The following is a 24955-nucleotide window of genomic DNA, read 5'->3' as shown; positions in this document are numbered from 1 at the left end:
GGTTAAGAAAACCTCGATGGACCTGGGGCGCTGCCGTACGGCAGATTGCTACGCGATCCCACCCCCTCTCCCCGGACGCGGGCTTCTTCGGTATGTCCGCGCACGGGGATCGCACCCACAGGAGCCGCGTTGAAGGCGCTGGTCAAGGAGAAGGCGGAGCCCGGGCTGTGGCTCGCGGACGTCCCGGAGCCCGCCGTCGGACCCGGCGACGTACTGATCAAGGTGCTGCGCACCGGCATCTGCGGCACCGATCTGCACATCCGGTCCTGGGACGGCTGGGCGCAGCAGGCGATCCGTACCCCGCTGGTGCTCGGGCACGAGTTCGTGGGCGAGGTCGTCGAGACCGGGCGGGACGTCGCCGACATCGCCGTCGGCGACCGGGTCAGCGGTGAGGGCCACCTGGTGTGCGGGAAGTGCCGCAACTGTCTCGCCGGGCGCCGCCATCTGTGCCGGGCCACGGTCGGGCTCGGCGTCGGACGGGACGGCGCGTTCGCGGAGTACGTCGCCCTGCCCGCCGCCAACGTCTGGGTGCACCGCGTCCCCGTCGACCTCGACGTCGCCGCGATCTTCGACCCGTTCGGCAACGCCGTGCACACCGCGCTGTCCTTCCCGCTGGTCGGCGAGGACGTCATCATCACGGGCGCCGGTCCGATCGGGCTGATGGCCGCCGCGGTCGCCCGGCACGCCGGTGCCCGCAACGTCGTCGTCACCGACGTGAGCGAGGAGCGGCTGGAGCTGGCCCGCAAGATCGGCGTGAGCCTGGCACTCAATGTGGCGCAGGGGCAGATCGCCGACGGGCAGCGGGAGTTGGGGCTGCGCGAGGGCTTCGACATCGGCCTGGAGATGTCCGGCCGGCCCGAGGCGCTGCGTGACATGATCGCCAACATGACGCACGGCGGCCGGATCGCCATGCTCGGCCTGCCGTCGCAGGAGTTCCCGGTCGACTGGGCACGGATCGTCACCTCGATGATCACCATCAAGGGCATCTACGGCCGTGAGATGTTCGAGACCTGGTACGCGATGTCGGTGCTCCTGGAGGGCGGCCTCGACCTCGCCCCCGTGATCACCGGCCGATACGGCTACCGCGACTTCGAGGCGGCGTTCGCCGACGCGGCGAGCGGCCGCGGCGGCAAGGTCATCCTCGACTGGTCTGCTTGAATTTTTGGCTCGGTTCGCCTCCGGGGCGCCTTTTGCCGATGTCGAGAGCCCGACCGTGCTCAGCCCTTCGGGCCTCCGCGCGCTCGCCCTCTCGACATCGGCGCGCCCCTTCGGCTCACTCGCCCTTACGTCCCTCTTTGGAGCCCGAGATGTTCGATACCGTCCGTAACGACCTGCGCGCCACCCTCGACGAGATCCGCGCCGCCGGTCTGCACAAGCCCGAGCGCGTCATCGGCACCCCGCAGTCCAGGGCCGTCGCCGTCACCGCGGGCGGCCGCCCCGGTGAGGTCCTCAACTTCTGCGCCAACAACTACCTCGGTCTCGCCGACCACCCAGAGGTGGTCGCCGCCGCCCACGAGGCACTCGACCGCTGGGGTTACGGCATGGCGTCCGTGCGTTTCATCTGCGGGACGCAGGAGGTGCACAAAGAGCTGGAGGCCCGTCTCTCGGCGTTCCTCGGCCAGGAGGACACGATCCTCTACTCGTCCTGCTTCGACGCCAACGGCGGTGTCTTCGAGACGCTCCTTGGCCCCGAGGACGCGGTGATCTCCGACGCCCTCAACCACGCTTCGATCATCGACGGCATCCGCCTGTCCAAGGCCCGCCGCCTCCGCTACGCCAACCGTGACATGGCCGACCTGGAAGCCCAGTTGAAGGACGCGTCCGACGCGCGACGCCGTCTGATCGTCACCGACGGCGTGTTCTCGATGGACGGCTATGTGGCGCCGCTGCGCGAGATCTGCGACCTCGCCGACCGCTACGACGCCATGGTCATGGTCGACGACTCCCATGCCGTCGGCTTCGTCGGTCCCGGCGGCCGCGGCACTCCCGAGCTGCACGGGGTGATGGACCGCGTGGACATCATCACCGGCACGCTGGGCAAGGCGCTCGGCGGGGCGTCCGGCGGCTATGTGGCGGCCCGTGCGGAGATCGTCGCCCTGCTGCGCCAGCGCTCCCGCCCGTACCTCTTCTCGAACACCCTCGCGCCGGTGATCGCCGCCGCCTCGCTGAAGGTGCTCGACCTCCTGGAGTCGGCGGACGACCTGCGCGTCCGGCTCGCCGAGAACACCGCATTGTTCCGCCGCCGGATGACCGAGGAAGGCTTCGACATCCTGCCCGGCGACCACGCCATCGCACCCGTGATGATCGGGGACGCGGGCAAGGCGGGACGCCTGGCGGAGCTGTTGCTGGAGCGCGGTGTGTACGTGATCGGCTTCTCGTACCCGGTCGTCCCCCAGGGCCAGGCGCGTATCCGCGTTCAGCTGTCGGCCGCCCACTCCACGGCCGACGTCGACCGGGCCGTCGACGCCTTCGTCGCGGCGCGGGCGGAGCTGGGGGGCTGAGCCGGAGCGCACGGGGCATTTGAGACAATCGATCTCATGATCGAAGCGCGGCGGCTCCACATCCTGCGTGCGGTGGCCGACCACCGCACGGTGACGGCGGCTGCCGCCGCGCTGTACCTCACCCCCTCGGCGGTCTCCCAGCAGCTCACGGCGCTGGAGCAGGAGACCGGGCACCGCCTGGTCGAGCGCGGCGCGAAGGGCGTACGGCTCACCCCGGCCGGCGAGATCCTGCTCAGCCACGCCAACGCCGTCCTCGCCCAGCTGGAGCGGGCCGAGGCCGAGCTGGCCGCGTACGACACGGGGCAGGCCGGCACGGTCACCGTCGCCTCCTTCGCGACCGGCATCGCCCTGGTCGTCGCCCCCGCGGTGGCCCGTCTCGCCGACACCGCGCCCGGCATCCGCATCCGCGTCCAGGACGCCGAGGGCGACGCCAGTCTGCCGATGGTGCTGGACCGCCAGGTCGACGTCGCCGTGGCGGTGGAGTACCGAGGGGCGCCGCCCGCCGACGACCCCCGGCTGTCCCACGTCCCGCTGTACGCCGAGCTCTTCGACGCGGTCGTCCCCGTACGCCATCGGCTGGCCGACGTGAGCGAGGTGCCGCTGGCGGAGCTGGCCAAGGACCCGTGGATCGGCCCCTACCCGGGCAACCCCTGTCATGACGTGGTGGTCCTCGCCTGCGAGAACGCCGGGTTCCAGCCCCGCCTGGAGCACTCCTCGGACGACTTCCGGGCCGTCGTCGCCCTGGCCTCGGCCGACGCGGGCGTGGCGCTCGTACCGCGGTCCGCGCTGATCGGCATGGATCTGACCGGCGTGGTCGTACGGCCCGTCGACGGCGTCGCGCCCACCCGCCGGGTCTTCGCGGCCGTACGGCGTGGAGCGGAGGGGCACCCGCTGATCCGCCCGGTGCTCGAAGCGCTCGAAGAAGCCGCCCAGCCGTAGGGAACCGGCCACCGGCCGAAAGCAGTCTGAGCTGTCATGCGTGTGACGATGATCCTCCCGGCCCTGACCGAGGCGACCAGCCCGCTGTTCCGGCCCATCAAGTACTCGCTGTTCCCGCCCCTGGGCCTGGCGACCCTGGCCGGCTATCTGGACCCCGACGACGAGGTCACCCTCCACGACGAACACGTGGAGCGGATCGATCTCGAGGCCCTCGATACCCCCGACCTCCTGGTCGTCCAGCCGTACATCACCTCGGCGAGGCGCAGCTACGAGATAGCCGACCACTTCCGAGCCCGGGGTGTGCATGTCGCCATGGGCGGTCTGCATGTCACCTCGCTCCCCGACGAGGCGGCGGCCCACGCCGACACGATCTTCACCGGCCCCGGTGAGGACACCTGGCCCCTGTTCCTGAAGGACTTCCGCGACGGAGTCCCCGCCCGCCGCTACGACTCGACCCAGCGCACCCTGGCCGGACTGCCGCCCATCCGACGCGACCTGATCAAGCGTCACCTCTATCTGGTGCCCAACTCCCTCGTGGTGTCGCGGGGTTGTCCCCACCACTGCGACTTCTGCTACAAGGATGCCTTCTTCGAGGGCGGCAAGTCCTTCTACACCCAGACCGTCGACGACGCCCTCGCGGAGATCGACCGGCTGCCCGGCCGCCATCTCTACTTCCTCGACGACCATCTGCTGGGCAACCGGCGCTTCGCGGAGGCCCTGTTCGACGGCATGAAGGGTATGGGGCGGCTGTGGCAGGCGGCGGGCACGGTCAACTCCGTACTGAAGCCGGGCCTGTTGGAGAAGGCCGTGGAGGCGGGGCTGCGCAGCCTGTTCGTCGGCTTCGAGACGGTCAACGACGCCAACCTCGCCGAGCGCCGCAAGAACCAGAACATCGGCGCCGACTACGCGGCCGCGGTACGGCGCCTGCACGACGCCGGGGTGATGGTCAACGCCAGTTTCGTGTTCGGACTCGACCAGGACGGCCCGGACGTCTTCGACCGCACCGTCGCGTGGGCGGTCGAGCAGGGCATCGAAACGGCGACCTTCCACATCATGACGCCCTATCCGTCGACCGGACTGTGGAAGCAGATGGAGTCCGAGGACCGGATCGTGCACCGCGACTGGGACCTGTACGACACCCGGCATGTCGTCTACCGGCCCCAGATGATGACGCCACGTCAGCTGGAGGACGGCTACTGGCGCGCGTACCGCGACTTCTACCGCTGGTCCAACATCTGGCGCGGATCGGCGGCCCAGCCGGGCCGTCCTGAGCGGCTGCGGCACCTCGCGTACTCGGGCGGCTGGAAGAAGTTCGAGCCCGCGTGGGACCTGCTGATCCGCTCGCAGCGGGTGGTGCGGGCGATGCCGGCGCTGGAGCGGACACTGGCGGCGTTCGGCGGACGGGAGTGAGGCGGGAGTGAGAGGGGTCACGATGACCGGCGTCCCGTATCCGGGATAGCATCCCGGATATGAAACAGGATGTCGTCGTCGAGACGGGACCCGACCCCGTCGACGTCCGGCTCGGCGCCCGCCTCTCCGAGCTGCGGGCCGAACGCGGCTGGTCGCTGGGGGAGTTGGCGGAGCGCAGCGGAGTGAGCAGGTCGACCCTGTCGCGGGCCGAGCGGGCGGAGACCAGCCCCACCGCCTCACTGCTGAACCGGCTGTGCGGGGTGTACGGGCGGACCATGTCCCAGCTGCTCAGCGAGGTCGAGGCCGAACCCGCCCCGCTGGTGCGGGCCGCCGAACAGCCGGTGTGGGAGGACCGGGCCTCCGGCTTCCTGCGGCGGTCCGTGTCACCGCCGCACACCGGGCTGCGCGGCGAACTCGTCGAGGGACGGCTCGCCGCGGGCGCCGACATCGCCTACGACCGGCCGCCCGTACCCGGCCTCGAACAGCACATCTGGGTCCTGGAGGGGGCGCTCGACGTGACCGCCCAGGACGTCGAGCACCACCTCGACACCGGCGACTGCCTGCGGCTGCGGGTGTGGGGGCCGACGCGGTTCCGGTGCGCGGGACCCGAGCCGGTGCGCTACGCCCTGGCGGTGGTGCTGCCGTGAACGTGACACGCCTGGACGAGAAGGAGGTCCTGGACCGGCTGGACGCGCTGGCCGGCCTGATGGCCGACACCGTGGACGGGGGCGCCTCGATCGGCTTCCTCGGACCCCTCGACCACGCCGAGGCCACCGCCTGGTGGAAGGAGCGGGCCGCCGGTGTGGCCGCCGGGTCGCTCGCGATCTGGGCGGCCCACGACGTCGAGCGGGTGGTCGGCACGGTCAGCCTGGCCTTTCCCGACAAACCCAACAGCCGCCACCGCGCCGAACTGGTGAAGCTGATGGTGCACCGGGACGCCCGGGGCCGGGGCCTCGGCCGCAGACTCCTGACGACCGCCGAGGAGGCCGCCGTCGCGGCCGGCGTCACCCTCCTCCACCTGGACACCGAGACCGACAGCCCGGCGGAGCACCTCTACACGACGGCCGGCTGGACCCGCTCCGGCGTGATCCCGGACTACGCGGCCGACCCGGCCGGGGTGCTGCGGCCGACCACCCTCTACTTCAAGCAACTGGGAGCAGCAGCTCCCACCAGGTGATTGTCAGTGCGAGCGACTACGGTGCCTGCCATGCCGGATGCCGAAGACGTACGCCGTATCGCCCTGTCCCTGCCGGACACCACGGAGAAGATCGCCTGGAGCATGCCCACGTTCCGGGTCGCGGGCAAGATGTTCGCCACGCTGCCCGAGGAGGAGACCTCCCTCGCGGTGCGCTGCCCCAAGGAGGAGCGGAACGAACTGGTGCTGGCCGAGCCGGCAAAGTTCTGGATCGCCGAGCACGAGGCGCAGTTCGCCTGGGTGCGGGCCCGGCTCGCCGCGCTGGAGGACGAGGACGAACTGCGGGCCATCCTGGCCGACTCCTGGCGCCAGGCCGCCCCGCCCCGACTCCTCGACAGCCACCCCGAGTTGGGCAGACCGGCCGCGGACTGAAATTCCCTCGGACGCCGTCGGCCCCCGTGGCATGATCCGGAGCCGTGAGAGCCGGGGCGGACCTGCCGGGAGGGTGTGAGAGGTGACCGGGACGTCGTCGCACGCCGAGCGCGTCGCCGGTGACCAGGGGAGCAAGCCGGCGAGTCCCACCGTCTGGTCGCGGGACTTCGCCCTGTTCTTCGGCGCGCGGGCCGTCGCCAGACTCGGCGACACCATGCTGCCCGTCGCCCTCGCCGCAGGACTGCTCCAGCACGGGTACGGGGCGGTGCGGTCGGCCTCGCCATGGCCGCCACGGCGGCCGCCTTCGCCGGGTTCGTCGTGTTCGGCGGGGTCATCGCGGACCGCTTCGACACCCGCAGGCTGATGATCGGCGCCGACCTGGTGCGCGTCGGCACCCAGGCCCTGGCCGCCACGCTCTTCTTCTCCGGGCACGTGGTGCTCTGGCAGATCTGCGCCATCGGATTCACCAACGGCGTGGCCGGCGCCCTGTTCCAGCCCGGCGTCGCGAGCACGGTGCGCCGCCTCGCCACCGACGTCCAGGGCGCGAACGGCGCGATACGCGTCGCCGAGGCCTGCGCCCAGCTCGCCGGCCCCGCCTTCGCCGGTGTGCTCGTCGGCTTCGCCTCACCAGGCGGCGTCTTCGCGACCCACGCCACCACCTACGCCGTGAGCGCCCTGTGCCTCCTCCTGCTCTGACTGCCCGCGCGCGCCCCCGACGACGGCCGGCCCCCGCACACCACCAGCACCTTCGGGGCCGATCTGGTCGAGGGCTGGCGGGAGTTCAGATCCCGCACCTGGCTCTGGGGCGTGATCGCCATCTGGGGCCTCTACATGATCGCCGTCTCGGGCCCGACCGTCCCCCTGGTCGCCACGGAGGTGGTCCAGGAGCACGGCCCACGCGCCTACGGCCTCGTGAACTCCGCCCTCGGCGCGGGCACGGTGATCGGCGGACTGCTCGCGCTGCGACTGCGCCCCCGCCGGATGCTCCGCGCCGGGGCGATCGCCCTGGTCGGCTTCGGGGCCTTCCCGGCGAGCGTCGGCGCCGGCCTCGGTGTACCGGCCATGGCGGCCGGTGCCGCGGTCGCCGGAGTGGGTATGGCGTTCTGGAGCGTGATGTAGTCGACCAGCGTCCAGACCCAGGTCCCGGCCGACGCCCTCAACCGCATCCACGCCTACGACGTGGCGGGCTCCCTCGCCCTGATGCCCGTCGGCCAGGCCCTCGCCGGCCCCTCCGCCGCGGTCCTCGGCGCCGACCACGTCCTCCTCGTCTCCGGTGCGACCAGCCTCGTCGTCTGCGCCGCCCTGCTCACGGTCCCCGCGATACGTGACCTCGTGCGCGCCGACGCCCGCCCCGGGACCGGCGGCCCCGCATAAACGGGTGCGCGACCACCGACCCGAGTGCGGTATTGTTTCCCTGCACGTTCGGCCGGGGGAAAGCCCAGGTCAGACGGACACCGGGACGTGGCGCAGCTTGGTAGCGCACTTGACTGGGGGTCAAGGGGTCGCAGGTTCAAATCCTGTCGTCCCGACGGTGTTCATCAGCGGGTCTGCCGACATCGGCAGGCCCGCTGTTGTCGTTCGTGTGACACGTGACCGGCGGCGTGATGACAACCCGCAGCCACCCGCGACCGGGCTCAGGCCGCCTGGGCTACCGGTCCGGTACCGTGCGTGAGAGGCCTTACGAACCGTGACGCATTTCCCTGATGCCCGTATCCTCGTCAATGTCGGATAATTTCGAAATGTCGATTATCTGAAGTGTGAGTGAGGCGGAGCGTGGTTCGGTCCGGCGGCGAATCGATACCGACGGGGCGTGCGACAGGCGGCACGGGGCCCGCCCGCTTTCGTGAGCGGTTTCTGCAGGGGGAGCCGGTCGAGGCGGGTGTGCGAACGTCGATCCTGAATTCCTGGCAGCGCTGCCGGTCCATGGGGCTGTCGGCGGACCAGTCCGACCTTCCCTTCCGGGGGGATCTCGATCCCGACGGCCGACTCGTCCACGCAGCCGTGCCGGTGCTCGACCGGCTGCAGTCCAGGTTCGCCGGCAGCGCGATGAACATCTCCGTCGCCGATGCGAGCGGGATGGTTCTGCTGCGCCGTTTCGGAGACACGTCGCTGGCCCGAAGTCTCCCGGCGATCCAGAGCATCCCAGGCTTCGTGTTCGCCGAGCAGGTCGCCGGTACCAACGGCATCGGTCTCGCCCTTGCGGAGCGGCGACTCATCCGGGTCTACGGTGCTGAGCACTTTGCCGAGCGCTCCCAGGGCAGCGCCTGCCGCGCGCTTCCCGTCCGCGACCCGCTCAGCGGCCGCATCGAAGGTGTCCTGTGCTTCGGCTACCCGCGCAGCGCCGAGGACCCGGCGCTGGACCTCGTGATACGCAAGTCGGCCGAGGCCATCGAACGGCGGTTGCTGGCACAGAGTTCCGCGCGTGAGCACGGACTGTTGCGGGCGTACCTGGACACCGCAGCCGAAGTCGCCGCCGGCTTCCGCCGCGTTGGCGTGGACCGACTGGCCCTCGAACTGAACCCCCGTGACCGGGCGATCATCATGGAGAAGGCCGCAGAGCTGATCTCACGCGCGCAGCGGGCCGCGGTCACGGTGTCCCTGTCCGACGGCCGGCAAGTCACGCTCGTGAGCCGTCCGATGACCAGTGCTTCCCGAGTCGAGGGCATCGCCATAGAGGCCGTCCTCCCTGCCCCCTTGCAGCGCGAGCCTTTCACGGTGCCGCACCAGGTCGACGTGGAGCTGGGCCTCCCCGCCGAGCCTGCCGTCGCCTCCGCACTCCTGACTTCCGGGGCCGTTCCCGGCGTCGCGGCGCCCAGGCATCTCTCCGTCACGGTACCCGGCCACGTCGCTGCGGGCGGTACGACCGCCGACGTCGGCGGTGCGACGGACGGTCACCTCGACTCCCCGCCTCCCGCGAGAGGGCTCGTGATGGTGGGGGAGCCGCACGTGGGGACGTACGCCTTGGCCGCGCGGCGCCGTCTGGAGCTGTTGTCCGAGGCCAGCACCCGCATAGGCACCACCCTGGACGTGCGCCGTACCGCCGAAGAACTCGCAGAGACAGCGGTGCCGCGACTGGCCGACCTTGTCACCATCGATCTGCCCGAGCCTGTACTGCGTGGCGAGGAGTCCGCCGATCCCCGCAGTGACCTGCGCCGTACGGTGGTCCACGGCAGCCGTGCCGACTGGCCCTTCCATCCCGTCGGCAAGCAGGTCGACTACGGACCGACAACGCCTCAACTGCGGTGTCTGACCAGCAGGGAGGCAGTGCTGGAACCGGACCTGAAGGTCGCCGCGGGCTGGCTCGCGCAGGATCCCGAGCACACCGAACAACTGCTGAGCCAAGTCCACTCCCTCATCGCGGTGCCCCTGGTCGCCCGCGGTGTCGTCCTGGGCGTCGCAGCCTTCTACCGCTCGCAGGACCCCGCCCCCTTCGGAGACGACGACCGCGCGCTGGCCCAGGAACTCGCCACCCGCGCTGCCCTGTCCATCGACAACGCCCGGCGGTACACGCGCGAACGCACCATGGTCCTGGCCCTGCAGCGCAGCCTGCTCCCGCACGGTTTGCCCGACCTGGACGCCGTAGAGGTCGCCCATCGCTACCTGCCGTCCGAATCCGACGTCGGCGGAGACTGGTACGACGTCATCCCCCTGTCCGGCACTCGCGTCGGCCTCTTCGTCGGCGATGTCGTCGGGCACGGCATGCTCTCGGCCGCCACGATGGGCCAGCTGCGTACCGCCGCACGGAGCTTCGCCGAACTCGACTTTCCCCCGGACGAAGTGCTCACCCACCTCGACAACCTCGTGGGACGCCTGGACCGGGAGGACCCTGCTTCCGGCGGCGCCGGCATCATCGGCGCGACGTGTCTGTACGCCATCTACGACCCGACCTCTCAGCGTTGCACCATGGCCCGTGCCGGCCACCCCCCGCCCGCGCTGGTCCACCCCGACGGCAACGTGTCGTTTCCCGACCTGCCCGCCGGGCCTCCTCTCGGCCTCGGCGGCCTGCCCTTCGAAGCGGTCGAGATCCACCTCCCGGAAGGCAGCCAACTGGTCCTCTACACCGACGGACTCATCGAGGACCGTCACCGCGACGTCGACGTGGTCCTGGACCAGTTGCGCGTGGCCCTGGCGCACCATCAGGAGCGCTCACCCGAGGAGACCTGCCAGGCGATCCTGGACACCGTGGCGCCCGCCCACCTGTGCGACGACGTCGCTCTGCTCGTCGCCCGCACCCACGCCCTGGACTCCGCTCGGATCGCCACCTGGGAGCTGGCCGCCGACCCGGCCCTCGTCGGCGAAGTCCGCGCCTCCGCCACCCGACAGCTGGCCGAATGGGGGCTCGACGAGGCCGCGTTCGCCGCGGAACTGATGCTCAGTGAGCTGGTCACCAACGCCATCCGCCACGGTGCCGGACCCATCCGGGTACGGCTGCTCCACGACCGCACACTGATCTGCGAGGTCTCCGACACCAGCAACACCGCCCCGCACCTGCGCCGGGCGGCCACCACCGACGAGGGCGGCCGTGGACTCTTCCTCGTCGCGCAGCTGTCACAGAGCTGGGGTACCCGCTACACCCCGGACGGCAAGGTCATCTGGGCCGAATGCGGGCTCGACGGCGCGTGAGGGCGGGGCGAGCGCGGCGCTGAGCCGTTGGGGGCACGGGAGGGGGTAAATGTCTGATGTGTAGCTATATGTTCGGCTAGCATCGCTCATGGCCTCGGGAAGAACCTGCCAGGACGATCACTGGAGAAGTCCGTGGAACCTCTGGTCCGCGTCCGCGGGCTCGCCAAGCGGTTCGGCGGGACCCTCGCGCTGGCCGGGGTCGACCTGGATGTCCACGCCGGCAGCGTCCTCGCCCTTCTCGGTCCCAACGGAGCCGGAAAGTCCACGCTCATCAAGGTGCTCGCCGGCGTCCACCACGCCGACGCAGGGCAGATCACGGTGGACGGGCACCCGCTCGGGAGTCATGCCGCATCCCGCAGCATGTCCTTCATCCACCAGGATCTCGGTCTGGTGGAATGGATGACGGTCGCCGAGAACATCGCCCTGAGCGCCGGGTATCCGCGGCGCGCCGGACTGATCTCCTGGCGGCGGAACCGAGAGCGATGCGCCGAGGCCCTGCGTATCGTCGCCGGACACCTCGATCCCGACGCACCGATCGCCCGGCTCGTCCCGGCCGAGCGTTCACTGGTCGCCATCGCACGAGCCCTGTCGGCACGGGCGAAGCTCATCGTCCTCGACGAGCCGACCGCCCGCCTCCCCGCCGCGGACTGCGCCCGGCTGTTCCGTGTGCTGCACGCCCTGCGCGATCGGGGGCACGGCATCCTCTACGTGAGCCACCGTCTGGACGAGGTGTACGAGGTCGCCGACACCTTCGCCGTCCTGCGCGACGGCCACCTGGTCAGGCGCGGAGCGCTGGCGGGCCAGAGCCCTGCCCGCCTCGTGCACGACATCGTCGGCGAGGAGCTGACCGAGCACCACCCCGCCGCGGCTTCGGTCCACGGCCCGGCCGTCCTGACCCTCGACGGTGTCCGGACCGTCGGCGCGGGACCGGTCAGCCTGGAGCTCAGGGCCGGGGAAGCCCTGGGCCTGGTCGGCCTCTCGGGCGCCGGACACATGGACCTGGGCCGAGCCCTCGCGGGTTCCCGACCCCTCCTCGAGGGATGTGCCCTTCTTGGAGGCCGCCCGTACCGTCCCCGTACGGTCGCCGACGCCGTCGGACTCGGTGTCGCCTTCGTGCCGGGCGACAGACAGCAGGAGGGCTGCCTCGCCGAGCTGACCGTACGGGAGAACCTCCTGGCCAACCCCCGTGCGGGAGGCCTGTCGGCGCTCGGCTGGATCAGCCCTCGCCGAGAACGCGCCGAGGCCGCCACCCTGATCGAACGGTTCTCGGTGCGTCCCCGCGACAGTGAGGCCCCCATCGCCACCCTGTCCGGCGGAAACCAGCAGAAGGTCATGATCGGCCGGTGGCTCCGGGTGGGCCTGCGCCTGCTGATCCTGGAGGAGCCGACCGCGAGCGTGGACGTCGGGGCCAAGGCCGCAGTCCACCGCCTGCTCGACGAGGCACTGGCCGGCGGTCTCGCGGTCCTGCTCATCTCCACCGACTTCGAGGAGGTCGTGGACGTGTGCCGACGCGCCCTGGTCTTCGTCCGCGGGTCCATGACGGCCGAGCTGAGCGGTCCGGACCTCACCGTAGCCGGGCTCACCCGGGCGGCTTCGGCCATGCCCCCCTCCGGAACCGCGCCGAACCCGTGACTCCCTCCCCCTCCTCGCCCCGGCCACGACCGCATCAAAAGGGCCGACCGAACCGACTCGGCCGATTGGGCAGGCTGAGTCGGTCTGCCCGACTGCACGGCCTGGGCGGGCACCTCATCGGCGCTTACGGCCTCCTGGCCCTCACCACCCTGCTCTTGCTGATCTTCTCCCTCACCCTGCCGCGTACCTTTCCCACCCTGGACACCGTCGACTCGATCCTTTCCAACCAGTCGATCCCGGCCGTTCTCGCGCTCGCCGCCATGGTCCCCATCGTGACCGGCTCGTTCGACCTCTCCATCGGCTACGGCCTCGGCCTGGCGCACGTCATGGTGATGCAGCTCGTCGTCAACGACGGATGGTCCTGGCCGCTCGCCTGCCTCGTGGTGATCGTCGGAGGGGCGGTCGTGGGCGTCCTCAACGGCGTCGTCGTCGAGTTCGGCCGGATCGACTCCTTCATCGCCACTCTCGGGACCGGCAGCATGCTGTACGCCATGACCGGCTGGATCACCGGCGGCGGCCGGATCGTCCCCGGCCCGCAAGGCCTCCCGGCCGCCTTCACCGACCTCTACAACTCCACGTTCCTCGGCCTCCCGGTCCCCGCCTTCTACGTGCTCGCCCTCGCCGTCGTCCTCTGGTTGGTGCTGGAGCGGCTGCCGCTCGGCCGGTACCTGTACGTCGTCGGCTCGAACCCGCGCGCGGCCGACCTCATCGGCATCCCGACCCGCAGGTACAGCGTCTACGCGTTCGCCGCATCGGGGCTGATCGTCGGCTTCGCCGGTGTGCTGCTCGCGGCCCAGCAGCAGATCGGCAATCCGAGCGTCGGACTCGACTACCTGCTGCCCGCCTTCGTCGGCGCCCTCCTCGGCTCCACCGCGATCAGACCCGGCCGCCCCAACGCGATCGGCACCCTCGTCGCCGTCGCTGTCCTCGCCGTCGGCCTCACCGGCATCGGCCAGATGGGCGCCGACTTCTGGACGGTCCCGCTGTTCTACGGGGGCACCCTGCTCCTCGCCGTCGGCCTGGCCGGCTACTCCGCGCGCCGTCTGCGCACCGGCGCCATCGCGGCCCGCGATTCGCCTGACGTACCGACGGAGCCGCCATCCTCCGCGACGCAGGACGGTGGCGCAGCGGGCACCTCTCCATGAACCACGCCATGGGCACCACCTGGCTGCCCCGGCCTCATCCTCCCGCTCATCTCTGTGAGGAGCTCCCGTGCACTGCAACCGCAAAGCCACCCCCGGCGCGCTCCAGGCCCGGTCCGTCGCCGCCCTGCTGGCTGCGGCAACCGTCCTTGCCGGCTGCGAACGCGGCTCGTCCAGTGGCCCGGAGGGCTCCACCACGGGCACGAGCGGCTGCCCCGCGGCCCAGGCAAGGGCCCAGGCCGCCGTCAGACAGGCGGAGAAGACGGACGCCCCCTGGAACGGACCGGCCAGCGGCCCGCCGGCCGCGTCCGGCAGGACCATCGTCTACGTCGCCCAGACCATGACCAATCCCGGGGTCGCGGGCGTCGCGGAAGGCGTGAGGGCAGCCGCACAGGTCATCGGCTGGAACGTCCGGGTGATTGACGGCGGCGGTACCCCCGCCGGCATCCAGGCGGCGATGAGCGAGGCCGTAACCCTCAAGCCCTCGGGCATCGTCATCGGCGGCTTCGACCCCAACTCGACCTCGCAGCAGGTCTCCCGGGCCAACGCGGCACGTATCCCGCTCGTCGGCTGGCACGCGGTCGCTTCCCCCGGCCCCAGCCGGCGACCCAGGCTCTTCACCAACGTCACCACGAACGTCGAGGAGGTGGCCAGAGTCAGCGCGCAATGGGTCATCTCGCACTCCAACGGCCACGCCGGGGTCGTGGTCTTCACCGACGCCTCGATCCCCTTCGCCAAGAACAAGTCCGAGCTGATCAGGAAGGAGCTTGTCACCTGCTCCGGCGTGAAGCTGCTGGCGTACGAGAACATCCCGATCCCGGACGCGAGCAGCCGCACCCCACGGGAGATCTCCTCGCTCCTCTCCCGCTTCCAGAACGAGTGGACCCACTCCGTCGCCATCAACGACCTCTATTTCGCCGATGCCGCTCCGGCCTTCCGTGGTGCCGGCAAGAAGGGTTCCGGCCCGCCCTTCAACATCGGCGCCGGAGACGGCGACCCCTCCGCCTTCCAGCGCATCAACAGCGAGCAGTACCAGGCGGCCACCGTGCCCGAGCCGCTGTCCCTGCAGGGCTGGCAGATCGTCGACGAGTTCAACCGCGCCTTCTCTGGCCATCCCGCCAGCGGATATGTAGCTCCCGTCCACATCACCACGGCTGACAACAGCGACGGTGCCACGACCTGGGACCCGGCGGGCTACCGGGATGCGTACCGGAAGATCTGGGGCACCTGACAGCGGCGTCGGGGGACCGGCAGGCATCCCGCAGCAGCCCGTCGGTGTGGAGGGCGAGGACCGATCCGGACGCGAGGTGCAACTCCCGTCTCCGGGCAGTCGGGCATTGCCTCGACGCCGAGCGGACAATGCGCACGCCGCCCGAACCGGGGTGGAAGAGGGCGTGCAGCGCGGGGTCGAGGTCCATATGGAGCAGGTGGGTACTGGCGACGACGTCGCTCGGCCGATGGCCGGCGGTGACGAAGGCCCGCATCGCGCTGCGTAGCTGACTCGTGGCGGCCGCGGCGGCCACGTTGTGCCGCTCGGCGTCCCCGATGATCAACGCGACCTCGTCACCGATGGGGATGACGTCGTGCCAGTCGCCTCCGATGTCCATCCCCCTGGTGCCTGGAAGATGGCGCCAGGTGACGCGGAGGCCCGGCAGCGTGGGCAGCAGTGCGTCCTGCGAGCCGCGGGCGAGTACGAATGCGGCGTCGTGGAGCCGGGCGCGTTCGAGGGCCTGGGCGATCAGGCCGCCCAGCGCGGTGAGGAGGCCACGCTCGTCGTCGGGGAACCGGTGGATGTCGTCGAAGGCGAGCATGCAGGAGCCGACCGGGCGGTTGGACGCGATCAACAGCGGGGCCCGGAGGTCAGCGCGTCCGTCACGGGCTGACGCTGGTCGACAGCGTGATCGCCAGGGCGGGGTCGACGACGTAGATCGCCTCGTCGAGCACCGACCCCAGGGAGAACGCGGTGTGCAGCAGCCGCGGTGACTCCCGGTGGATCTCCGCCGAGCGGGACCTGACGAGCGCGCCCATGCTGGGCACGCCCGAGAAGAGCAGACCCGGATACTGCGTTCTCCTTGTACTCCATTTTCGTGCATGGCGCCGTATCCAGGGACGCACGCGGTATCCCTCCGTGCGCGTGCGGCAAATGGCAATCCGGGTAAGCTGGATGGAAGACACGTCTATGTCTCAGCGAGAAGGAGCCCGCAATAACGGCGGCCGTGTATACCGGAGACCACGTATACCGGCGATCGTTCATAGGTGACCAGGCCGAGTCCCGGCCCGGAGAATTCTCCTTTGTCAGCCCGATCTCACGGGCTTCTCCGCTTCCCGGTGCCAGTCGCCCAGCTCGGCCCGCCCGACAAGTAACCCTCCCCGGAGGTTAGTTGGGATGAACGTGCGACTGCGAAGCCAGGCTGCGATGGCTGCTGTCAGCACATGCATCGTCGTATTGACAGCGTTCTACTACATATTCCCGGAACAGCGGATGATCTTCGTAGCCATTGGGGCGACCGGCGTTGTCGGTATTCTCCTTGGTGTCCGTCTCAACCGCCCAGCGCACCGACTCCCCTGGCTGTTGCTCGCCGCGGGAAACCTCGCTTTCGTCGCGGGCCAGGCCACGCAGATCATCCTCATGGGGTCGCTCCAGGAGGAGATCCCGTTTCCGTCGATCGCCGACGGCTTCTATCTCGCGGCATATCCGCTCTATGCGGCCGGGCTGCTGGGCTTTGTCCACTGGAGCACGAGTTGGCGCGACCGGGCGAGCCTCGTCGACGCGCTGACGCTGACAGTCGGCCTGGCGTTGCTGTCGTGGCTCTTCCTCATCGATCCGTATGCCCGCGTCGAGGGTCTCACCTGGGTGCAGAAGGCGTTCGCCATCGCCTATCCGCTCGGTGACATCCTCGTCCTGGCGATGCTGCTGCGCCTGCTCGTCGGCCATGGCGGCAAGAGCCGCTCGCTCATGCTCCTCACCGCGGGCACCCTCGGCCTGCTCACCGCCGACGTGCTGTACGGCCTGATCCAGCTGAACGGGACATGGCGCACGGGTAGCGCGGTCGAACTCGGCTGGGCCGTCCTGTACGGTGCCTGGGCTACCGCCGCGCTCGATCCGTCCATGCGGTCCCTGACGCAGCCGGTGACATGGCGCGCCGAGGCCGTCACGGGCCGGCTGAGCCTGCTCACCCTGGCGTCGGTGATCGCACCGGCCATCCTCCTGACGGAGGCGGTGCGCGGTGTGAGGTCCAACGTCGGCGTCATCGGGGTGTTCTCCGCGGTGCTCTTCCTCCTTGTGCTCTACCGCCTGGCGGGCGTGGTGGCGACCCTCCGGCGGACGGTCGGCAGGGAGAAGGTGCTGCGCAACGCGGTGTCGTCGCTGGGCGGAGCGGGCGATCTGCGGGATGTGGCCGCCGCCGTCCACTCCGCGGTGACGGAGCTGATGTCGCACGGCCCGCCGCGTTCCGCGCTGCTCACCCTGCCGGACAACACGCTCTGCGTGAACGGCGCGCACGGCGGTGCAGGCGAGCCCCTGTCCGCACGGGCGACCGCAGCCGTACGGGAACTGATCGCGTCCGGCGAGAACCGCCTGGTGACCCTCGACAGTGTGGGGCCCGATCTTGCCGCCCGCCTCGCGGGCTCGGACGAGGTGCCGCCCCACACCGGGCACGCGCTGGTCTGCCCGCTCACCTCGCAGGATCACCCCTCGGGCGACCCGCAGATCGGGGCGCTGATCGTGGCCGGGAAAGAGCACGACCTGCTGATGTTCCGCGACACGGTGGAGACTCTCGCCACGCAGACGGCACTTGCCGCGGCGCGGGTCACCCTCGCCCAGGAGGTCAACCGGCGCAACAGCGAGATGTACTTCCGCACGCTGGTCCAGAACGCCTCCGACGTCATCCTGATCCTCGACGACGACCGGGTCCGCTATGCCAGTCCCTCCGCCGACCAGATGCTGGGCGTTGCGAACCTGGAGGGCACCCAGCTGATCGATCTGGTGCCGCCGCAGGACAGCCGCGCGGTGGCCGAGACGCTCGACCGGATACGGAGAAACGAGTACCAGACCAGGCGCGAGCACTGGCGCATGGTCCGCACCGACCGGGCGACCATCGAGGTCGAGGTGAGGTGGAGCGACCTGCGCGAGGAGGCCACCGTCGGCGGAGTGGTGCTCACCCTGCGGGACGTGACCGAACAGCGCAAGCTCGAACGCGAACTCACCCACCAGGCGTTCCATGACCCGCTCACCGGCCTGGCCAACCGCGTGCTCTTCCAGGAGCGGATCAACCACGCCCTGGTGCAGGCTCAGCGCGAGGGCACGGTGGTCGGCGTGCTCATCGTCGACGTGGACGAGTTCAAGGTCGTCAACGACATACACGGCCACGGTGTGGGCGACGAACTCCTGGTCGCGCTGTCACTCCGGCTGCAGACCACCGTCCGTGCCTCCGACACCGCCGCGCGCATCGGCGGCGACGAGTTCGCCCTCCTGGTGGAGGGTTCCGTCACGTCGGCGGGCGTGGAGCGGTTCACCGAACACGTGATGTCCGTGTTCGCCGAGCCGTTCCGGCTCAGTGTGGGGCCGGTGAGCATGTACGCCAGCGTCGGCGTCGCGACGACGGAGGACAGCATCGACTCGGTCGAACTGCTGACGCACGCCGATCTCGCCCTGTACGCGGCGAAGACGGCGGGCAAGCGTCAGTGGCGCAGCTACCACCCGGAGCTGCAGAGCGGCATGGCCGAGCGTGCCAAGTTGCAGGCGGGTCTGGACAGTTCGTCGATCGAGACGTCGTTCATGGTGCTCTACCAGCCCATCGTGGAGCTGGCCAGCGGGCAGATCGCCGGCTTTGAGGCACTCGTTCGCTGGCCCCACTCCACGCGCGGCATGGTGTTGCCGGAGCAGTTCATCACGCTGGCCGAGGAGAGCGGGCAGATCGTCCCCCTCGGCGCCTGGGTGCTCGACCAGGCCGCGGCCGAAGCGGTCCGGTGGGAGGACACTGTGCTGCGCGCCGGGACGGCCGACCGCAACGCACCTTACGTCAGCGTGAATGTGTCGCCGCGTCAGTTCCGGGACGACGAGTTCCACAACGTGGCGCGGCGTGCCCTGGAACTCTCCGGCATCGAACCGTCGTCTCTCGTACTGGAACTGACCGAGAGTGTGCTGATGTACAACGACGAGCGCATCCTGGCTGAGATGAGTTTGCTCACCGACCTCGGGATCCGCTTCGCGATCGACGATTTCGGAACGGGCTACTCGTCGCTGAGCTATCTGCGTGAGTTCCCGATCTCGATACTCAAGATCGACAAGTCGTTCGTCGACAAACTCGGACGCTCGTCCGAGCAGTACGCCCTGGTCGAGGGCATCACGCATCTCGCCGACACCCTCGGCCTCACGGTGATCGCCGAAGGAGTGGAGGACGTGAGGCAGCAGGAGTTGCTGATCTCCATGGGCTGCCGACTCGGCCAGGGGTATCTCTTCGCCAAGCCGGTCAGCGCCGAGGAGGCGAAGCACCTCGTCCTCGCGCCGCCGCTCGGCCGCCTGGCTGGATTGCCCGGGGCGCCCGCGGAAAGGAAGCGGTGAGGGCGGCGGCCCTTTCTCGGGGGGCGCAGGTTGTACTCCGCAGGGCACCGCGGGAGGCAGGAGGTCCGAGGTGACGGAACGTGATCACCTGTCGGCAGAGTCGGCTGCGCCGTGCGTCGTGCTGCGCAACGACGAGGAGCAGTACGCGATCTGGCCCACCGACCGCCGGATTCCGGCCGGGTGGCGTCGGATCGGCGGACCGGAGTCCGCCGCGTGGTGCGGGAGTCTGGTCGACCGCCTGTGGACCGACATGCGGCCCGCGAGCGCCCGCGCCGAGCGGCGACCCCCGGAGTCCGGGCCGAGCACTGTGCCCGAGCTGGTCCGGGAACGGGCGCGGCGTGAGCCGTCCGCTCTCGCGGTGCTCTCGGACGAGGGCTGGCTCAGCTACGCCGAACTGAGCGGCCGTGCCGACCGGCTTGCCAACCAGCTGCGGGAGTCGGGTGTCGACGCGGAGTCCGTCGTCACCGTGTGCCTCGACCGCGTACCCGAGCTGGTCGTCGCGCTGCTGGCGGTGCTGAACTCCGGCGGCGCGTTCCTGCCCCTCGACCCGGCGACTCCGCGGCAACGGATGGCCGGTCTGGTCAGGGAGAGCGGTTCACGCCTCATCGTTTCGAGCCGCGAGCACGCCCCGTTGTTCGCCGGGTGCGAGGTGCGGATCGTCCACGCCGGGGAACCGGCCACGCACGCGCCGGAGGGAACGCGTTCTGCCCCCGACCCCCGACTGGACGACCTCGCCTACGTGATCTACACCTCCGGATCCACCGGACCTCCCAAAGGAGTGATGATCGCCCACCGGTCAATGGCCCACTCCCTCACCGCGGCGGCCCGGGCATACGAACTGAGGCCCGGTGACCGGGTGCTGCACACCGCGGCGCTCGGCTTCGACACGTCACTGGAGCAGATCTTCGCCACGCTGATCAGCGGCGCGACACTCGTCCTCGCGGGAACACACCCGTGGGCGCCCACCGACCTGCTGCACCGCCTCCCGGAGCACGGGATCACCGTTGCCGACCTGACGCCCGCCTACTGGCATCGGATCGTCTCCGTCCCGGACCGCGACCAGAGCCTCACGTCGCTGAGACTCGTCATCGTCGGCGGCGAGATCGTCACGATGAAGGACTGCCGCGCCATTCTGCACCGGATCCCCGGTGCGCGGCTCGTCAACGCCTACGGACTCACCGAGACCACCATCACCTCCACGCTCTGCGATCTGAACGAGGAAGTACTCGCCGCGCCGGACACCGCCGTCGCCCCGATCGGCAGGCCCCTGGAGGGGAATCACGTCCACGTGCTCGACGCCGAACTGCGCCCGGTGCCGCCGGGCGAGCGCGGCGAGATCTACATCGGCGGCCCGGCGCTGGCACGCGGTATCTGGCGACAACCCGCCCTGACCGCACAGCAGTTCCTGCCCGACCCGCACGGCTCGGCGCCCGGGGACCGGATGTATCGCACCGGGGATCTGGGCCGCCGACGCTCGGACGGCAACCTGGAAGTCCTGGGCCGGGTCGACGACCAGATGAAGATCCGCGGGTTCCGGGTCGACCCGGCCGAGGTCGAGGCCGCGCTCGCCTCCCACCCGGAGATCGGGCAGGCGATGGTGGTGGCCCGGACACGCGCAGGCGGCGAGCGGGACCTCATCGCGTACTTCACGCCGACCTCGCCGCCGGCCGGCGGCGAGGTGCTGCGCGCACGGCTGCGGTCGGCACTCGCCGAGGTCCTGCCGGGCCACATGATCCCGGCGGCCTTCCACGCGGTGGAGCGGCTGCCCGTCACACCCGGCGGAAAACTCGACCGCAGGGCCGTGCCGGAACCCGCGACCGCGGCGCCGACGACCGGCGCCGACGACCGTCCGGTGCCGCAGGGGATGGCCCAGTTGTGGGGCCAGATCCTGGATGTGGACCATGTCCGTCCGCACGACGACTTCTTCGAGCTGGGCGGCAACTCGTTGCTGGCCATGGAGATGCTCGCCCGGACCCGCGTCGTGTTCGGCATCGGCGTCGCGCAGATCCGCGACCTGACCCGTTCGCTGCTGCGGTATCCGACGCTCGCCGCGTTCGCGGAGTCCGTACGCCAGGCACGTGCCGGCACACTGGCCCACCCGGACGGCGGGAGCGTCGACTTCGCCGCCGAGACCGGTCGGCACATGCCGGCAGTGGGCAGTGACGCGTCGGCTCCGGACCCCCGGCGCCCCGGCGACGTCCTCCTCACCGGGGCGACGGGGTTCTGCGGCGCGTACATGATCGACGAGCTGTTGCGCAGGACGACAGGGCGGGTCCTCTGCCTGGTCAGGGCCTCCGACGACCAGCGCGGCATGGAGCGGATCCGCGCGAGCCACCAGCGGTACGTCCTCACGGATCTGTCCAGCGAGCGCGTCCAGCCGGTCGTCGGCGACCTGGGCAAGCCCGGACTGGGGCTGTCCCCAAACCGGTTCGAGGAGCTGGGATCGACCATCGACGCCGTCTACCACTTCGGCGGCCAGGTCAACTTCATCTACCCGTACCACGAGTTGCGCGCGGTCAACGTCGACGGAACATACGAGATCATCCGCCTAGCCGCCGGCCGGGCCGTCCCGGTCCACTTCGCCTCCAGCATGGCGGTGCTCGCCGGATTCGGGCCGGCCGGGGTGCGCGAGGTGACGGAGAACACCCCGCTGCGCTTCCCCGAGTATCTGTCGGTGGGATACGTGGAGACCAAATGGGTCGGCGAAGCGCTGCTGAAGAAAGCCTCCGACGCGGGCCTGCCGGTCGCCGTCTACCGCCTGATGGACATCACGGGCCGCAACGGAACCGGCGTGATGAACACCAGCAGCGAGCTGGCCGCCCTCTTCGACTTCATCGCGCGGACCGGGCTGTGCCCGGACGCCCGGCTGGCGCTGGACTTCCTGCCGGCCGACCACCTCGCCCGCGCCATCGGACACATCTCCACCCGCCATCCCGCCCGCGGCGAGGTCTACCACCTGACCAACCCCCGTCCCACGCTGCTGAGTTCTCTCGCCGAGCGCCTGCGCCGGCGGGGTTACCCGGTCCAGGAGATCCCGTACGCCGAGTGGGTCGCCGCTCTGGTGAAGTACGCGGCCGGGCACCCCACCGACCCGATCACCCCGTTCGTCCCGCTCTTCGTCGACCGGTGTGCGCGCGCCGACATCACCGTGAGCGAGATGTACTTCCAGGGCGTTTTCACGGAGTTCACCCGCGCCAACGCGGAACGGGCGCTGGTGGAGGCCGGGATCGACATCCCGCCGGTGGGCGCGGAGATGATGGACCGCTGCATCGACTTCCTCCAGCAGGCCGACGACGTCCGGCCGGTGAAGGGCCAAGGGCAGGGAGCGCCACGGTGGTGAGCCGATGCCCTCGCTGGGAGGCGCTGGACGTGCTGGGGGCGGCGCCCGACGGGCCGGTGGCCTTCGGCGCCGACCTCAGTCCCGCCGGCCTCCTGGCGGCGTACCGCGCCGGGGTCTATCCGTTCCCGGCATCCGACGAGTACACCCGCGCTCTGAACGAGGTGGTCTTCGCCGATCAGGTCCAGGAGGGCCGCATCCGGCTCGTGGGCGAGGAATCGGCCGATCCCTACGCCGTCTCCTGGTGGTCGCCCGACCCCAGGCCGGTGCTGCCCGTCTCGGCCACGCACCTCAGTCGGAACCTCGCCCGGCGGCTGCGCAACCGGCTGCCGTGGTCGACCAGCCTGGACCGGCGGTTCGAGGGGGTCGTCCGCGAATGCCGCGCCGACCGCGTCCCCCTGTGGCTCACCGACGAGCTGATCGCAAGCCTGGTCCGCCTGCACGATCTGGGTCATGCCCACAGCGTCGAGGTGTGGGAGGACGGAGAATTGATCGGCGGCGTCTTCGGCCTGCAGGTCGGATCGGTCTTCAGCATGGACTCGATGTTCTTCCACCGTCCCGGTGCCTCGAAGGTCGCGGTGACCGACCTTGCGGAGCGCTTCGCACAATCCGGCGGCGAGCTGCTCGACGCGCAGCGGGACAGCCCGCACGTCCGTGACCTGGGCTGTGTTCTCGTACCGCGAGAGGAGTACGTGCAGCGCCTCCACAGCACCGCGCGCGACAGCCTGCCGATGCCCGCCGCCACCTTGCCCGCCCGCCGCCTCGCCGAGGCGACGGGATCGCGCTGATCACGTTCGTCGCGCTGCTGGCCCCCGTACCGTGCGAGGTGCGAGAGCCGTCACCAAGACAGACAGCGACCTGAGATTCCGCACGGGTGAGGCACGGCGGTTGCAAGCCGGCCAACACCCGGTGCCGGAGGCCCGCTTCGAGGCGGTCGTGGTCACCGACCTCAGGACGGCTGCTGCCCGCTACTCCGACGATGCCGGCGGCGCTGTCGGTGCTGCTGTTCTGCGGGTGCCGCGGCTGCCGCTGGGGTGTTGGGGTTCGGGCCCAGGGCGACCACTACCTCACCCCGCACCGCGGTCTGACGGAGATCCTGCTCAAGCACCGCCGTATGAGCTGACCGAGACGGCGGTGCTCAACCTGTTCGCCTATACGAAGTAGGGATCGTCATTGGTGATCTGCGTTGCCACTCCGACGAACGTGTTGCCGGTCGAAGTGCCCAGAACGGCCTTGTAGTTGTAGATGGCCCATTGCATGCCGTTGAACGTGTTGGCATACACATTCGCGGCGATGCAGTAGTTGATGCTGACGCCGAACCTGCCCGCATTCCCGATCTCGTGAATGTTGTTGCTGAAGACGTTCAGGTTCCTCACAGCGTTGAACGGACCGCCATTGATTCCGATGATCACGACACCGTCCGTGAACCTGGTTCCACTGATGTCGTTGTCGTGGATGTTGATGTTGTTGGCCGCCGCGTTCTGGAACCCGCTGTACACAACACCCGGCAACGTACCCGTACCGGTCGTGGAACCGCCGATGATCGTGTTGTGGTGAACGAATACGTCGGCCAGGGTCTCGGTGGACGAATTCGGTTCGAGGTCGATGGGCCCGGGCATCCCGGCACGCGAACACTTGACGAAGGTGTTGTTGTACACCTCGATCTGCGTACCGGTGACGACGGAGACACCGTTCCGGTTGAAGTAGTCGGACGTGAAGGTGTTGTTCGGTCCGATGGTGCAGTTCCTGGCCGAACTGCCGATATTCACGTAGACGCCGTCTCCGATGATGTTCCTGAACTCGCAGTTCTTGACCACCACGTTGCTGAAGTTTCCATGGATCTTCACGCAGTGGCGGAACTGGGACCAGGTGGCTCCCTGGTTCGCCGCACGTCCGTCGAACGTGAGGTTGTCGATCGTGACGCCCGATCCACCCACCCTCAGGATTTCGTCGCTGTGAGTGGTTGATGTAGTGGAGTTGTCCGGGAATCGCAGGATCGAGCCGTTGCCCTCCACGTAGCAGTTCGCCGGAATCGACAGCGAAGTGACCGTATATGTCTGTCCTGACGGGAAGACGAGACGCTTGTTGGCGGCGGCGTTGGCCGCCAACTGCGGTGTGGCGTAGTCCACCACGCGAACGACGTCGAGGGTAGGGCGTCGCGCTGCGGCCATGAGAGGAATTGCCGCCAGTGCCAACATCGACCGGCGGGATCGGGGGCGGGAGGCGGTGAATATCTCCACC

The 24955-nt window shown here is 69.9% G+C and carries 18 protein-coding genes, 1 tRNA gene and 1 pseudogene; 17 read left to right on the top strand and 3 right to left on the bottom strand.

What is annotated here, in order from left to right; all coding sequences use genetic code 11:
* Positions 1–129: 129 nt before the first annotated feature.
* The 13 genes and pseudogenes from tdh (at position 130) to QF037_RS08875 (ending at position 15045) form a co-directional block, all read left to right on the top strand.
* The gene (tdh, locus tag QF037_RS08935) at positions 130–1158 is read left to right on the top strand and encodes an L-threonine 3-dehydrogenase (RefSeq protein ID WP_307023537.1); all 1029 of its coding nucleotides are present in this window, start codon (positions 130–132) and stop codon (positions 1156–1158) included.
* Between the two features lie 149 nt (positions 1159–1307).
* Positions 1308–2501, top strand: coding sequence for a glycine C-acetyltransferase (locus QF037_RS08930; protein ID WP_307023536.1), 1194 nt, complete (start codon positions 1308–1310; stop codon positions 2499–2501).
* A gap of 36 nt (positions 2502–2537) precedes the next feature.
* Complete coding sequence (locus QF037_RS08925) at positions 2538–3440, top strand: LysR family transcriptional regulator (protein ID WP_307023535.1); 903 nt, start codon at positions 2538–2540, stop codon at positions 3438–3440.
* A gap of 36 nt (positions 3441–3476) precedes the next feature.
* Positions 3477–4850, top strand: coding sequence for a B12-binding domain-containing radical SAM protein (locus tag QF037_RS08920; RefSeq protein WP_307023534.1), 1374 nt, complete (start codon positions 3477–3479; stop codon positions 4848–4850).
* A 59-nt stretch (positions 4851–4909) separates the two neighbouring features.
* Complete coding sequence (locus QF037_RS08915; RefSeq protein WP_307023533.1) at positions 4910–5497, top strand: helix-turn-helix domain-containing protein; 588 nt, start codon at positions 4910–4912, stop codon at positions 5495–5497.
* Positions 5494–6027, top strand: coding sequence for a GNAT family N-acetyltransferase (locus QF037_RS08910; protein ID WP_307023532.1), 534 nt, complete (start codon positions 5494–5496; stop codon positions 6025–6027). Before QF037_RS08915 ends, QF037_RS08910 begins: the two co-directional genes overlap by 4 nt.
* Positions 6028–6057: 30 nt before the next feature.
* Complete coding sequence (locus QF037_RS08905) at positions 6058–6417, top strand: MmcQ/YjbR family DNA-binding protein (protein WP_307023531.1); 360 nt, start codon at positions 6058–6060, stop codon at positions 6415–6417.
* Positions 6418–6589: 172 nt separating this feature from the next.
* Positions 6590–7791, top strand: a pseudogene (locus tag QF037_RS08900) (MFS transporter).
* Positions 7792–7872: 81 nt separating this feature from the next.
* Positions 7873–7946: transfer RNA gene (locus QF037_RS08895), tRNA-Pro, on the top strand.
* Positions 7947–8190: 244 nt separating this feature from the next.
* On the top strand, positions 8191–11040 hold the full coding sequence (locus QF037_RS08890; protein ID WP_307023530.1) for a SpoIIE family protein phosphatase: 2850 nt from the start codon (positions 8191–8193) through the stop codon (positions 11038–11040).
* Between the two features lie 132 nt (positions 11041–11172).
* Positions 11173–12672 carry a sugar ABC transporter ATP-binding protein gene (locus QF037_RS08885; RefSeq protein WP_307023529.1) on the top strand — a complete coding sequence of 500 codons (1500 nt, stop codon included), beginning with the start codon at positions 11173–11175 and terminating at the stop codon, positions 12670–12672.
* Between the two features lie 65 nt (positions 12673–12737).
* Positions 12738–13817, top strand: coding sequence for an ABC transporter permease (locus tag QF037_RS08880; RefSeq protein WP_307023528.1), 1080 nt, complete (start codon positions 12738–12740; stop codon positions 13815–13817).
* Positions 13818–13884: 67 nt separating this feature from the next.
* Positions 13885–15045: a substrate-binding domain-containing protein gene (locus QF037_RS08875; protein ID WP_307023527.1), complete on the top strand. Its 1161-nt coding sequence runs from the start codon at positions 13885–13887 to the stop codon at positions 15043–15045.
* On the opposite strand, the gene QF037_RS08870 is transcribed toward QF037_RS08875, so the two are convergent.
* The gene (locus tag QF037_RS08870) at positions 14960–15658 is read right to left on the bottom strand and encodes a PP2C family protein-serine/threonine phosphatase (protein WP_307023526.1); all 699 of its coding nucleotides are present in this window, start codon (positions 15656–15658) and stop codon (positions 14960–14962) included. The genes QF037_RS08875 and QF037_RS08870 overlap by 86 nt on opposite strands.
* A gap of 28 nt (positions 15659–15686) precedes the next feature.
* Positions 15687–15842 (bottom strand): hypothetical protein, encoded by a 156-nt coding sequence (locus QF037_RS08865; RefSeq protein WP_307023525.1) that lies wholly within the window; start codon positions 15840–15842, stop codon positions 15687–15689.
* A gap of 544 nt (positions 15843–16386) precedes the next feature.
* Between QF037_RS08865 and QF037_RS08860 the strand changes: the two genes are divergently transcribed.
* The 4 genes from QF037_RS08860 to QF037_RS08845 all read left to right on the top strand — a co-directional run bounded on the left by QF037_RS08860 (position 16387) and on the right by QF037_RS08845 (position 23837).
* Positions 16387–19377, top strand: a complete 2991-nt coding sequence (locus tag QF037_RS08860) for a putative bifunctional diguanylate cyclase/phosphodiesterase (protein WP_307023524.1) — start codon at positions 16387–16389, stop codon at positions 19375–19377.
* A gap of 70 nt (positions 19378–19447) precedes the next feature.
* Complete coding sequence (locus QF037_RS08855; RefSeq protein WP_307023523.1) at positions 19448–22717, top strand: amino acid adenylation domain-containing protein; 3270 nt, start codon at positions 19448–19450, stop codon at positions 22715–22717.
* The gene (locus QF037_RS08850; RefSeq protein WP_307023522.1) at positions 22714–23502 is read left to right on the top strand and encodes a leucyl/phenylalanyl-tRNA--protein transferase; all 789 of its coding nucleotides are present in this window, start codon (positions 22714–22716) and stop codon (positions 23500–23502) included. The genes QF037_RS08855 and QF037_RS08850 overlap by 4 nt, the downstream gene beginning before the upstream one ends.
* Positions 23503–23693: 191 nt before the next feature.
* Positions 23694–23837: a hypothetical protein gene (locus QF037_RS08845; protein WP_307023521.1), complete on the top strand. Its 144-nt coding sequence runs from the start codon at positions 23694–23696 to the stop codon at positions 23835–23837.
* Positions 23838–23865: 28 nt separating this feature from the next.
* On the opposite strand, the gene QF037_RS08840 is transcribed toward QF037_RS08845, so the two are convergent.
* Entirely contained in the window at positions 23866–24954 is a 1089-nt protein-coding gene (locus tag QF037_RS08840; RefSeq protein ID WP_307023520.1) for a hypothetical protein, read from the bottom strand.
* Position 24955 lies beyond the last annotated feature (1 nt).

The sequence above is a fragment of the Streptomyces canus genome, assembly GCF_030815415.1.
GTDB lineage: Bacteria > Actinomycetota > Actinomycetes > Streptomycetales > Streptomycetaceae > Streptomyces > Streptomyces canus_F.
This window is presented reverse-complemented; position numbering and strand designations above follow the sequence as displayed.

Bases quoted from the DNA above. Each gene is read 5' to 3' on its own strand.
- QF037_RS08845 (WP_307023521.1), top strand. From the start codon at position 23,694: ATGCCGGCGGCGCTGTCGGTGCTGCTGTTCTGCGGGTGCCGCGGCTGC.
- QF037_RS08930 (WP_307023536.1), top strand. From the start codon at position 1,308: ATGTTCGATACCGTCCGTAACGACCTGCGCGCCACCCTCGACGAGATC.
- QF037_RS08915 (WP_307023533.1), top strand. From the start codon at position 4,910: ATGAAACAGGATGTCGTCGTCGAGACGGGACCCGACCCCGTCGACGTC.
- QF037_RS08905 (WP_307023531.1), top strand. From the start codon at position 6,058: ATGCCGGATGCCGAAGACGTACGCCGTATCGCCCTGTCCCTGCCGGAC.
- QF037_RS08925 (WP_307023535.1), top strand. From the start codon at position 2,538: ATGATCGAAGCGCGGCGGCTCCACATCCTGCGTGCGGTGGCCGACCAC.
- QF037_RS08865 (WP_307023525.1), bottom strand. From the start codon at position 15,842: ATGGGCGCGCTCGTCAGGTCCCGCTCGGCGGAGATCCACCGGGAGTCA.
- QF037_RS08920 (WP_307023534.1), top strand. From the start codon at position 3,477: ATGCGTGTGACGATGATCCTCCCGGCCCTGACCGAGGCGACCAGCCCG.